The organism is Pseudomonas sp. Irchel s3b2 (assembly GCF_900187445.1).
Lineage (GTDB): Bacteria > Pseudomonadota > Gammaproteobacteria > Pseudomonadales > Pseudomonadaceae > Aquipseudomonas.
The window spans coordinates 89,234-101,704 of sequence record NZ_FYEB01000004.1; the positions used below are offsets into that span (position 1 = coordinate 89,234).

The 12,471-nt window shown below is 60.7% G+C and carries 11 protein-coding genes; 6 read left to right on the top strand and 5 right to left on the bottom strand.

The annotated features are described in order from the left end of the window. The first annotated feature begins 68 nt into the window (after window positions 1-68). A complete protein-coding gene (locus CKW20_RS11800; RefSeq protein ID WP_095053315.1) occupies window positions 69-2,492 on the top strand; it encodes a TonB-dependent receptor in 2,424 nt (807 codons plus the stop codon). A gap of 94 nt (window positions 2,493-2,586) precedes the next feature. On the opposite strand, the gene CKW20_RS11805 is transcribed toward CKW20_RS11800, so the two are convergent. Continuing rightward, the gene (locus CKW20_RS11805; protein WP_095053064.1) at window positions 2,587-3,738 is read right to left on the bottom strand and encodes an MFS transporter; all 1,152 of its coding nucleotides are present in this window, start codon (window positions 3,736-3,738) and stop codon (window positions 2,587-2,589) included. 168 nt (window positions 3,739-3,906) lie between these two features. On the opposite strand from CKW20_RS11805, the gene CKW20_RS11810 reads away from it, so the two are divergent. Beyond that, entirely contained in the window at window positions 3,907-4,899 is a 993-nt protein-coding gene (locus tag CKW20_RS11810; protein ID WP_095053065.1) for a diaminopimelate epimerase, read from the top strand. 97 nt (window positions 4,900-4,996) lie between these two features. On the opposite strand, the gene codA is transcribed toward CKW20_RS11810, so the two are convergent. The 4 genes from codA to queD form a co-directional block, all read right to left on the bottom strand. Beyond that, a complete protein-coding gene (codA, locus tag CKW20_RS11815) occupies window positions 4,997-6,241 on the bottom strand; it encodes a cytosine deaminase (RefSeq protein ID WP_095053066.1) in 1,245 nt (414 codons plus the stop codon). Window positions 6,242-6,254: 13 nt separating this feature from the next. Further along, entirely contained in the window at window positions 6,255-7,526 is a 1,272-nt protein-coding gene (gene codB / locus CKW20_RS11820; RefSeq protein ID WP_095053067.1) for a cytosine permease, read from the bottom strand. Window positions 7,527-7,707: 181 nt separating this feature from the next. Then, window positions 7,708-8,538, bottom strand: coding sequence for an alpha/beta fold hydrolase (locus CKW20_RS11825; protein WP_095053068.1), 831 nt, complete (start codon window positions 8,536-8,538; stop codon window positions 7,708-7,710). Window positions 8,539-8,733: 195 nt separating this feature from the next. Beyond that, window positions 8,734-9,090 (bottom strand): 6-carboxytetrahydropterin synthase QueD, encoded by a 357-nt coding sequence (gene queD, locus CKW20_RS11830; RefSeq protein ID WP_017736453.1) that lies wholly within the window; start codon window positions 9,088-9,090, stop codon window positions 8,734-8,736. A gap of 297 nt (window positions 9,091-9,387) precedes the next feature. On the opposite strand from queD, the gene CKW20_RS11835 reads away from it, so the two are divergent. Genes CKW20_RS11835 through CKW20_RS11850 form a run of 4 tightly spaced genes read left to right on the top strand, consistent with a single transcriptional unit; the run spans window position 9,388 to window position 11,998 of the window. Continuing rightward, entirely contained in the window at window positions 9,388-9,696 is a 309-nt protein-coding gene (locus tag CKW20_RS11835; protein WP_095053069.1) for a PepSY domain-containing protein, read from the top strand. Then, a complete protein-coding gene (locus CKW20_RS11840) occupies window positions 9,696-10,016 on the top strand; it encodes a PepSY domain-containing protein (protein ID WP_095053070.1) in 321 nt (106 codons plus the stop codon). Before CKW20_RS11835 ends, CKW20_RS11840 begins: the two co-directional genes overlap by 1 nt. A 3-nt stretch (window positions 10,017-10,019) precedes the next feature. After that, window positions 10,020-10,688: a response regulator transcription factor gene (locus tag CKW20_RS11845; protein WP_095053071.1), complete on the top strand. Its 669-nt coding sequence runs from the start codon at window positions 10,020-10,022 to the stop codon at window positions 10,686-10,688. Continuing rightward, window positions 10,685-11,998 (top strand): sensor histidine kinase, encoded by a 1,314-nt coding sequence (locus CKW20_RS11850; protein ID WP_095053072.1) that lies wholly within the window; start codon window positions 10,685-10,687, stop codon window positions 11,996-11,998. The genes CKW20_RS11845 and CKW20_RS11850 overlap by 4 nt, the downstream gene beginning before the upstream one ends. Window positions 11,999-12,471 lie beyond the last annotated feature (473 nt).

The following is a 12,471-nucleotide window of genomic DNA, read 5'->3' on the forward strand; positions in this document are numbered from 1 at the left end:
CTTGTCCAACTGCAACTGGTTTGCATTAACAGGCGCACACTCTAGCGATCCACAGGACAATGTTCGACGTGAAGAAAACCACCGCTAAAAATAACAAAGCATCCTGGCTGCCCCTCGCTCTCGCCTTGGCGGTCAGCTCGGCGCTGCCCCAAGCGTTCGCTGCCGATGCCATTCATATTCAGGCGCAGCCGCTAGGTCAGGCCTTGAGTCAGCTGGGTCAGCAAACCTCGCTGCAGGTTTTTTTCAGCCCGGAACTGGTGGCCGGCAAACAGGCTCCGGCAGTCGACGGTAATCTCTCGCCGGAACAGGCTTTGCGCCAATTGCTGCAAGGCAGCGGTCTGGAATATCAGATTGATGAAGGCTCGGTGACCCTGATGCCAGCCCCGACTTCCGCTGCCAATGGCCCGCTGGAGTTGGGCGTGACCGACATCAAAGTGGTCGGCGACTGGCTGGGTGACGCCGACGCCGCCGTGGTGCAAAACCATCCCGGCGCGCGCACGGTGATCCGTCGTGAAGCCATGGTCGAGCAGGGCGCCATGAACGTTGGTGACGTGCTGCGTCGCGTACCCGGCGTGCAAGTGCAGGACGCCAACGGCACCGGCGGCAGCGACATTTCCCTGAACGTCGGCGTGCGCGGCCTGACCTCGCGCCTGTCGCCACGCTCCACCGTGCTGATCGACGGCGTGCCGGCCGCCTTCGCCCCTTATGGGCAACCGCAGCTGTCCATGGCACCGATTTCTTCCGGCAACCTCGACAGCATTGACGTGGTGCGTGGCGCCGGCTCGGTGCGTTATGGGCCGCAGAACGTCGGTGGCGTGATCAACTTCGTCACCCGCGCGATCCCGGAGAAAGCCACCGGTGAAATCGGCACCACCCTGGAAACCACCCAGCGCGGTGGCTGGAAACACATCGACACCGCGTTTCTCGGTGGCACCGCCGATAACGGCATGGGCGTGGCGCTGTTGTATTCCGGCGTGAACGGCAACGGTTATCGCAAAAGCAACAACAGCAATGACATCGACGACGTGATCCTCAAAACCCACTGGGCGCCCACCGATCAGGACGATTTCAGCCTCAATTTCCATTACTACGACGCCAGCGCCGACATGCCCGGCGGCCTGACGCAGAAGCAGTACGACGCCGATCCGTTCCAGTCCGACCGTGACCATGACAACTTCAGCGGCCGCCGCAAGGATGTGTCTTTCAAGTGGATTCGGCAGATCGACGACCGCACCCAGGCCGAAGTGCTGACCTACTATTCCGACAGCTTCCGTGGCAGCACCATCGCCGCTCGCGACCAGAAAACTCTCAGTTCCTATCCGCGCACTTACTACACCTTCGGCATCGAACCGCGTGTGTCCCATGTGTTCGATCTGGGCCCGACCACTCAGGAAGCCAGCGTCGGTTATCGTTACTTGAAAGAAGGCATGCACGAAGAGGCGAGCCGTCTGGCGCTGGTGAACAATCAGCCGGTGGTCACCAAAACTTCCGATGGTCATGTGTTCCAGGATCGCACCGGGGGCACCGAAGCCCATGCTGTTTACATCGATGACAAGATCGACGTCGGCAACTGGACCGTGACCCCCGGCATCCGTTTTGAAAGCATCAGTACCGAATGGCACGACCGACCGGTGCTCGACACCGCTGGCAAGCCTGTGCAGGAAAAACGCCGCAGCATCGACAGCAACGAACCGCTGCCGACCCTGAGCGTGATGTATCACATGTCCGAGGCCTGGAAACTGTTCGCCAACTACGAAACCTCGTTCGGCAGCCTGCAATATTTCCAGCTCGGTCAGGGTGGCTCGGGTGACAACACCGCCAACGGCCTGAACCCGGAAAAGGCCAAGACCTACGAGATCGGCACGCGCTACAACGATGACGTGTGGGGCGGGGAAGTGACGCTGTTCTACATCGACTTCGATAAAGAGTTGCAGTACATCAGCAACGATGTGGGCTGGACCAACCTCGGCGCCACCACACACCAAGGCCTTGAAGCCTCGGTGCACTACGACATGGCGGCGCTGGACCCACGGCTCGACGGCCTGACCGCCAATGCCGGTTTCACCTACACGCGCGCCGTTTATGAAGGCGAGATTCCAGGCTTCAAGGGCCGTGACCTACCGTTCTACTCACGTCAGGTGGCGACTGCCGGCCTGCGTTACGACATCAACCGCTGGACCTACAACCTCGATGCATTTGCCCAGTCCAAACAGCGCTCGCCGGGCACCGCGGTGAACGCTGATGGCAGTTTCAGCGGCAACTACATCACCGAAGGCAGCGCGGACGGTCAGTACGGCGACATCCCGGGTTACGTCACCTGGAACGTGCGTGGCGGTTATGACTTCGGCTCGCAACTGTCGAACCTGAAAGTCGGAGCGGGGGTGAAGAACATTTTCGACAAGCAGTATTTCACCCGCTCCAGCGACAACAACTCGGGGAGGTACGTCGGCGCACCGCGCACGTTCTTCGTGCAGGCCAGCGTCGGTTTTTAACGATTGAAGATCAAAAAATCGCAGCCTTCGGCCGCTCCTACACGGAATATGCGTTTCCCCTGTAGGAGCTGCCGCAGGCTGCGATCTTTTCGCTTTAAACCTTCAACACCTTCCCGCCAATCGCCACGGCTACCAGCAACACCGCCATCAACCCAAAGGCAAAACTCAAACTGCTGCCATGGGCGATAAAGCCGATCACTGCAGGCCCGGCAAGAATCCCTGCATAGCCCAATGTAGTAATGGCCGGCACGGCAATGCTTTCCGGCATGACGGTCTGTTTGCCCACGGCGGTATAAAGCACCGGCACAATGTTCGAACAGCCTGCCCCTAGCAGTGCATAACCCACCAGCGCCGCTTCCCAACTCGGTGCGAACGTCGCCAGCGCCAGGCCTGCGGCGGCCGTCGATCCACCAAACACTATCACTCGTGTCGCACCGAGGCGCCGGACAATGGCATCGCCGGTCAAGCGCCCGACGGTCATGGTCAGCGCAAACGCCGCGTAACCCAACCCTGCATACGCCGTGTCGAGCCCGCGCTCCTGCGCCAGGAATACCGCGCTCCAGTCGAGCGCCGCGCCTTCGGCCAAAAACACGATGAAACACATCCCGCCGATAAACAGCACGATGCCATGCGGCACGGCAAATGCCGGGCCGGAGCTTTCGCTGGCATAGGGCAACAGATGCGGCGCGGCTTTGAGCAACGCCACCACCAGCAGCACGATCACCACCAGCATCGCCCCCAGCGGTGACATCCCCAAGCCGAGCAGGGCACTGACACCCGCCGCGCCGACGATTCCACCGAGGCTGAACAACCCATGAAACCCCGACATCATGGTCTTGCCGCTGGCCCGTTCGACGATCACCGCTTGCAGGTTCACCGTCGAATCCACCGTGCCCAGGCCCGCGCCAAACATGAACAACGCCGCGATCAACGCGGGGATTGAAGACACCGTTGCCAACAGTGGCAATGCCGCACAGATCAACAAGGTCCCGCCGCTCAACACCCGACGGCAGCCAAAACGCGAAGCCAGAATCCCGGCCATGGGCATCGCCAGAATCGAGCCCACCCCCAGACACAGCAGCAACAGCCCTAGGGTTCCTTCATCCAGCCCGGCCCGCGCCTTGGCGTAAGGCACCAGTGGCGCCCAGGCCGCGATGCCGAAGCCGGCGATGAAAAAGGCGATGCGTGTGGACATCTGTTCCAGACGTCCGGGGACGAATGAGGCTTGGGTGTTGAGGTTGGTCATATCGATCCTTGGCAAAAAACATCGCGTCCCCGAGGGACAGTGAACAATCGCACTGGGTTCGATCATCACGTCCGGATGGGGTTGCAGTCAGGCAGGCTGACATCCTTGCACAGCCAGCCGCTGTTTCGCGATATTGTCGACGGATCAATTGCTCATACAGGAGATGCCATGACGCGGATGTACGATGCTCGAGGCAATATCTACGCGGTCGTGACGCCGGACGATGTGCGCAGAAGTGGTATCGAACTGCCTGAACTGGCCAGCCATGCCGCGCAAACCCGTGAGGCCTGGGCGTCGTCGGCCGTAGAGGCGTTCTGCAGCTGGGTTCCCGGTACACAACCGCCCGGCAGCAAGGCGCATCGCTGCGACGGTCTGCTGGTGGGGCCGTTTCAAGCTGCGCCGCCCTTTGACCTGTTAATCGTCAACACCGATGGCACCTTGGCCGAGCGCAGTGGCAATGGGCTGACGATTTTTTCCCAGGCCCTTGGTGAGCAAGGGCTGATGCCGACGAAAGAGGCTTGTCTGCTCCGGGTTCATCACGACAAGAGCGATGCGGTTTCGCCGGTGGAGACTTCAGTGAAACCCGCTGAAATCGATGGCGTGCAAGGGTTCTGGCTGGACCTGGGACAGCCATCGTTCGGGCCTGAAGCGGTGGGCGCGCAAGGCGTGGAACCCGTGATGTTGAAGGGGCGCGAAGTCAGTCATGTACGGCCATTGTCCGCGCTCGATCCTGCCTGGAACCGCAGCCAGTTCGTGCGTATCGGCAATCCGCATTGCGTGACGTTGGTGACAGACGCCGATGCGTTGCCGAGTAACGCGCAGATGCGCGAGTCGGCGTTGGCCGAAGGATTGACCTGCATCGCCTATACCATGCCGACCGGGGCAGGGCAGCCGTGTCCGGCGGGTGTGAACCTGCAATGGGCGATGCTTGAATCCGAGGGGCGAATCGTTGCGCGGGTGTTCGAGCGCGGCGAAGGGCCGACCGCGTCGTCGGGCACCAGCGCCAGTGCGGTGGCGTGCGCGGCGTGGCGAGTGGGGTGGGTGGCGGCGGGTGAGGTGAAGGTGGTCATGCCTGGCGGCACGGCGCCGATTTTGCTGGAAGAAATAGATGGCGAATTGAGTCGGGTGAGGTTGTTTGGTACGGCGCGGTTGATGGGTTGAATTCAAGATCCCTTCGCGGGCAAGCTCCTACAAGGATTAGCGCAGATCTGTAGGAGCGAGGCTTGCCCGTGAAGAGGCCCGTCTGGTCAGCGACTTTCTAAAGCTGATCCGCCCATTCCACCACCGGCATCTGCCGCTTCATCAACACCTTGCCCCCGCGAACCGAATACAGCGGCAAACCCTGGCTGCGAATCACCTCATAATCACTGTCCGCCGACAGAATCAACAGATTCGCCGGTCGCCCTTGTTCCAGCCCATAACGATCGCCCAGGTTCATGGCCTTGGCACTGTTGTCGGTCACCAGGTCGAGCGCACTTTGCAGATTGCGATAACCGAGCATATGGCAGATGTGCAACCCAGCCTCGAGCACCCTCAAGATGTTGCCGTTACCCAGCGGATACCACGGATCGACGATCGAATCCTGGCCGAAGCACACATTCATCCCCGCTTCGAGCAACTCATTCACCCGGGTCACGCCACGGCGTTTCGGGAAGTTATCGAAGCGTCCTTGCAGGTGAATGCTTTCGGTCGGGCAGGAGACAAAGCTGATCCCCGAATGCCCGAGCAGCCGAAAGAGTTTGGCGCAGTAGGCGTTGTCGTAAGAGCCCATGGCCGTGGTGTGGCTGGCGGTGACGCGCGAACCCATGTCGCGGCTGCGGGCCTCTTCGGCAAGCACCTCAAGGAAGCGTGAGTGCGGGTCGTCGGTTTCGTCGCAATGCACGTCCACCAGACAACCTGTGCGTTCGGCCAGGTCCATGAGGAACTTCACTGAGCTCACGCCCTGATCCCGGGTGTACTCGAAATGCGGAATGCCCCCGACTACATCGGCGCCCAGGCGGATCGCTTCTTCCATCAGCTCCCGGCCGTTGCGGTACGACTCGATGCCCTCCTGAGGAAACGCGACGATCTGCAGGTCGATCAGGTGGCGGCTTTCTTCGCGGACTTCGAGCATCGCCTTGAGCGCGGTCAGTTCCGGGTCAGTGACGTCGACGTGGGTGCGCACATGCTGAATGCCATGGGCGGCGAGGGTCTGGATGGTCTTCTTGGCGCGGGTCTTGGTGTCTTCCTGAGTGATGGTCGCCTTGCGCTCGCCCCAGCACTCGATGCCTTCGAACAGCGTGCCGCTCATGTTCCAGCGCGGTTCGCCGGCGGTCAGGGTGGCATCGAGGTGAATGTGCGGCTCGACGAAGGGCGGCACCACCAGATTGCCACCGGCGTCCAGGTCATCAGGCCCCAGGGACGGAGCTTCGGTTTGCCGGGCGATGGTATGAATCAGGCCGTTTTCCAGGTGCAACTCATGCAGGCCTTCTTGGTTGCGTAGGCGGGCGTTGATGATGTGCATCAGGCGAATCCTTTTAGAGATCTTGTAGTGGTGCGTCGGCGGTACGGGCACCCAGTACCCCGGTCAATAGCACATACGTTAGCGCGGCGGCGGCAATCCCTACCAGCGGCGCGACCCACGGCGAGCTGAAGGCGGCGACTGTGCCGACCGCGTAAGCGCTCAGACCCGGCCAGTTGAACGCGGGCAACTGTGTGTCGGCCAGGCGGGGGTAGCGGCCACGATAGCGGAAGAAAAAGTCGGCCATGATCACTCCGCCAATCGGCGGAATCACCGTGCCCAGCAGAATCAGATAGGGCACCAGCATGTCATACATGCCCAGTAGCGCCAGCAGCGTGCCGATCACCGCGCCAGCCAGGGTCACGGTTTTGCGCCGGCCCGTACGTAGCAGGTTGCAACCAGCGACGGCGAAGTTGTAGATGGTGTTGTCCTGGGTGCTCCAGATGTTGAGCAGCAACATCGCCATCGCCGCCATGGCGAAGCCTTGCAACAGCAGCACTTCGACCACGTCCGGTTGCTGATAGACGATGGCGCCGTAGGCACCGATCAACACCATCAGACCGTTGCCGACGAAGAAGCCGATCAGGCTCGCCAGCACCGCAACCCGCGCCGAACGGGAGAAGCGTGTCCAGTTGGTTGCTTGCGTCGCCCCGCTGACGAACGTGCCGAACACCAGCGTAATCGCGGTCGACCAATCCAGCGTTCCTGTCGGAACCACTGCGAGCAAGCCCTCAAGCCCGCCGACCTTCACCGTCGCGACCCACATCGACAGCATCAGCAGCAACATCATCGCGGGTACGGCGATGTACGACAGAATCTCCAGCCCGCGATAGCCGATGTATGCCGTGGCGCAGAAGCCCAGGCCGAACAGCACCATCAAGCCCAGAACGGTGCCCTCACTCAGTTCGAAATACTTGCCGAGTACGACGGCCGCGGTCGCCGTGCCCCAGGCGTACCAGCCGATCTGGGTGAAGCCGAGGATCAGGTCGCTGAGTTTGCTGCCCACTTCACCGAAGCAGAAACGTCCCATCAACACTGAATTGAGGCCGCTTTTGAAGGCGATGTAGCCCAGCCCCGCGGCGTAGATCCCCAGCAGCAGATTGCCGACGATAATCACCGCCATCATCTCGCCGAAACTGAACGCCACACCGAGCTTGCCGCCGGCAAACATGGTCGCGGTGAAGAAGGTAAAACCCAGTAGCACCATGGCGGTGGAGGCAAGTCCCTTGCGGGCATGCATCGGGACTTCGCTGAGAGGGTAATCGTTGCCGGGATCGTTCTGCGTCATGTGGCGTTCCTTGCTGGATGGAGACGCGGAGGGTGTTGCAGTGCTCGTGCCAATGGCGCGAGGGTGTTGTTATTTATAGACGAACAGGCGGATTTGGCCCGCAGAGGGCTCGAAAGCGGTGCATCTGAAGGAGCACATGTACCCATGTGGGAGCGAGCTTGTGGCGAGGGGGGTCCATCGATCAGGCGTTCTGTGCAAACGGCAAAAACCGTAACAGCGCCGCCACAATCGCCTCCGGCGCATCCTCCTGAACCAGATGCCCGGCATTGGGAATGGCATGAAACTGCGACCCCGCAATCATCTGATGCAACGCCCGTCCGCGCTCGATGGGAATCCACTGATCGTCCTCCCCCCAAAGAATCTGCACCGGGCAGCGAACCGTCGGGTACAACCCTTCGATCTCGCGGGTAAAACGTTCATCCATCTGCGCGATCTGCCGATAGAACGCCGCTTGCCCCTGATCTCCGAGCCAGGGTCGCACGTAGGGCGCCAATTCGTGATCGGGAATTTCGCGCTTGATCGCGCCACGAATATAGGTCGGCACAATCGCCTGCTGAATGTAATCGGGCAGTCCACTAAACGCCGCTTCATGCTGACGCACATGCTGCACGAACGGCGAACCCCAGGGCGACAGCGCCACTGGATCGATCAGTGTCAGGCTGCGGTAATCCTTGCCGTTGAGCAGATGGGCGCGCAATGCGGTGGCACCGCCGAAATCGTGGGCCACCACGTCTGGCCGTTCCAGGCCCCAGTGCTCCAACAATTGCGTCAACAGTTGGTTTTGTACGCCCAGCGACACATCGCCGTCCGGCTGTGCGGATAGCCCGTAACCCAGCAGATCGAAGTAGTGCACGCGGTGGGTGGTGATGAAGTGCGGCGCAATCCGGTGCCACACATAAGAAGAGAAGGGCGTGCCATGCACGAACACCAGCGGCGGGCCGTCGCCACGTACGGCGAAGCGAACGGAGTGTCCGTTGAAGCGATAGGTCTGAGCCTGCGGCCAGTCAGCCATGGGAGCGTCCTCTTGGCATGTGCGAGCCAAGAAGCATAGGCATAAAAAAACAGCCATTGAAGGCTGTTTCTCTATTCACTGACGAAACGCATTTCCTCTCTGTAGGAGCGAGCTTGCTCGCGAAGGCGGCGGCACAGTCAACATCGATGTCGCCTGACATGCCGCCTTCGCGAGCAAGCTCGCTCCTACAGCGGTTTATTCACCGCGATAGATGCAACCGCTGGTGCAGGTCTCGTGGATACGAATCGCGCTGAGTTCCGGCAGCAGGGGCTTCAATTCAGTCCAGATCCACTTGGCCAGCACTTCGCTGGTCGGGTTTTCCAGGCCGGGAATGTCGTTCAGGTAGTTGTGGTCGAGGCGCTCGTAGAGCGGCTTGAAGATCGCCTTGATTTCCGAGAAGTCGCGGATCCAGCCCGTGTGCGGATCGAGGTCGCCGCTCAGGTGAATCGCCACTTTGAACGAGTGACCGTGCAGGCGACCGCACTTGTGGCCGTCCGGCACGTGGGGCAGGCGGTGGGCAGACTCGAAGGTAAATTCTTTGAAGATTTCCACAGTGATGTTCAGCTCTGTCAGGTGGCGATCGCCGCGGCGATGGGGGCAGGTGGCGAGTTTACCAGAGCGCTGGGCAAAACACTGACTAAAGGGTCAGCAAGCGCTCGCCAAGGCGACCGTTGGCGGCCAGTTTGATGTGGTCGCGGTCATACCGGTCTCGATGTCTGGCTCCTACCGGGATTTGTGTGTGCCGGTGATGTCGCATTGCAATTGCCAGTGATGGCAATTCAGTTTCAGTTAAGTTCGAATCACTAAGGTAGCTCTCGTAGCAACACATAAAAAAATACGGAGACACCCATGAAAATCCTGACTGCCCTGTTCACCGCCTCCCTCATCACCATGACTGCCAGCATCGCTCACGCACGCGACCTCGGCCCCGACGAAGCCCTTGGATTGCGCGACGCTGGTACCATTGTGCCCTTCGAGAAGCTCAACGCCACGGCATTGGCCAAACACCCCGGCGCCAAAATCAGCGAAACAGAGCTCGAAGAAGAGTACGGCAAGTACATCTATCAGGTGGAACTGCGCGACCCGCAGGGCCTTGAGTGGGACCTGGAATTGGACGCCGTCAACGGGCAGGTTCTCAAGGATCATCAGGATACATAATGAAGGTGTTTGGTTTGAATCGACGCGCCAGCAGTCGAATGGCGCTGGCGCTCCTGGCTTTTTGCTCGGTGGTCATGGCCCGCGACCTGGATCAGGACGAGGCCCTGCGCCTGCGCCAACAAGGTGTGATCCTGCCGCTGGAGCAGCTCTTGCAGCAAGCGCTGGACCGCTATCCCGGGGCCAAGCTGCTGGAAGCCGAGCTTGAGAAAAAACACGACGTTTACATTTATGAAGTCGAGCTGCTGACCACCGAAGGCGTGGTGCGCGAGCTGGACCTCGACGCCACCACCGGCCAATTACTGAAAGACAAGGAAGACTGACCGATGCGTTTGCTTCTGGTGGAAGACCACGTGCCGCTGGCCGACGAACTGATGGCCGGCCTCAACCGGCAGGGTTACGCCGTGGACTGGCTGGCCGATGGCCGTGATGCGGTGTACCAGGGCAGCAGCGAGCCTTATGACTTGATCATTCTCGACCTCGGCCTGCCGGGTTTGCCGGGGCTCGACGTGCTGGCGCAATGGCGGGCCGGCGGCTTGGCCACGCCAGTGCTGATCCTCACCGCGCGCGGTTCCTGGGCCGAGCGAATCGAAGGCCTCAAGGCCGGTGCCGATGATTACCTGACCAAACCGTTTCATCCCGAAGAGCTGCACCTGCGAGTCCAGGCATTGTTACGCCGCTCCCACGGCCACGCCAATCAGCCGACGCTCAAGGCCGCCGGTTTGCATCTGGATGAAGGTCGTCAGTGCGTGACCCGCGACGGTGCCGACATCCAGCTCACCGCCGCCGAATTCCGCCTGTTGCGCTATTTCATGCTGCACCCCGAGCAGATACTTTCCAAAAGTCATCTTGCCGAACACCTCTACGACGGTGAAACCGAGCGCGATTCCAACGTGTTGGAAGTCCACGTCAATCACCTGCGACGCAAGCTCGGCCGCAGAGTGATCGAAACCCGTCGCGGTCAGGGTTACCTGTTCGGCGGGCAAGCCCAGTGAGGTCGATCCAGCGCCGCTTGAGCCTGGGCCTGATCAGCGTGATGGTGATCGTAGGCCTGGTGCTGGCGCAAACCAGCCTGTGGCTGTTCGAAATGGGTTTGCAGCGCTACCTCGAAGCCGGGCTGCGCAACGACAGTGAAAACCTGCTGGTGGCGCTGGTGCGCGGACCGCAGGGATTACAACTGGATGAGCGGCACTTGTCGCCGGTTTATCAGCGACCGTTTTCCGGGCATTACTTCCGCATCGATTTTGCTGACAGCCATTGGCGCTCCCGCTCGTTATGGGATCAGGAGCTGCCACTGCTCGAACACCCAGGCCTGCACAGCAACCTGCAACTGGGGCCGGAAGGGCAGCAGCTGCTGGTATTGCGTTCGGACTACCGTCGGTTGGGCCAGGCGATTTCCATCAGCGTGGCCCAGGATTACACCCCGGTGCGCGAAAGCTTCCGGCGCATGCAACAGGTCGGCCTCGGGTTGGGGCTGGCGGGGCTGTTGCTGATATTGCTGTTGCAACGGATCACCGTGCGCCGCGCCTTGCGCCCGCTGGAAAAGGCCCGCGAGCAAATCGCCCAGTTGCAGCAGGGCCAGCGCTCGCAACTCGATGAAGAAGTGCCGCTGGAGCTGGAACCGCTGGTGGCGCAGATCAACCATTTGCTGGCCCACACCGAAGACAGCCTCAAGCGCTCGCGCAATGCCTTGGGCAATCTCGGCCATGCGTTGAAAACTCCATTGGCGGTGTTGTTGAGCCTGGCTTCCAGCGAAAAACTCGATGCTCACCCGCAGCTGCGCAAAGTCATGCAGGCGCAGCTGGAACAGGTTCAGCAACGGCTCAATCGCGAACTCAACCGTGCCCGGCTGTCCGGCGATGCACTGCCGGGGGCGCTGTTTGATTGCGATGCGGAACTGCCGGGGTTGCTGACCACGTTGAGCATGATTCACGGCGAACACCTCGACCTGAGCTACCGCGCACCGTCCGGTCTGCAACTGCCGTGGGATCGCGAAGATCTACTGGAATTGCTCGGCAACCTGCTGGATAACGCCTGTAAGTGGGCGGATGCCGAGGTTCGGTTAAGCGTGGTCGAAACGGCAGAAAGGTTTGAGTTGAGCGTGGAAGACGATGGACCGGGGATTCCCGAAGACCAGCGCGCTCAGGTGTTCAGTCGTGGCACACGGCTCGATGAACAGACCGATGGGCATGGCTTGGGATTGGGCATCGTGCGCGACATCGTCGATACGTGGGGCGGGATGTTGAAGTTGCAGGAAAGCGAGTGGGGCGGGTTGAAAGTCACGATCGAGTTGCCCAAACGCTGATTTCCCTCCAGTCGATCGTTCCCACGCTCTGCGTGGGAATGCATCCCGTGACGCTCTGCGTCACATCCCAAAGCGGAACGCGGAGCGTGGGAACGATCATGCGTTGAATCAGCCCCGAAACTGATCCATCAAGCTCTGTTGCTGATTCGCCAAGCTGTTAAGCGACTGACTCACCCGTGCCGATTCGTTGGCCTGCCCGACAGCGACTCGGTCACATCCCGAATGGTCGCCACGTTGTTATTGATCTCTGGTTTTGCGACTGCTTCGCAGCCGAACGGGGCGATGCGGCGTTCCGACAAGCTCCCTCGTCACAGATGTAAACCATGTCCCCGGTCTAAACGGGGTGTTGGCTTTGACAAGGCAGCAGCGGTCCGGCACAGTGCGCGCCCTCTAATAAAACCCTTTTCTCCATCCGCTGGCGGCGCTCATACAGACTGCCGGCCGGACTCATTCCGTTTGGCGGTGATTGTCTC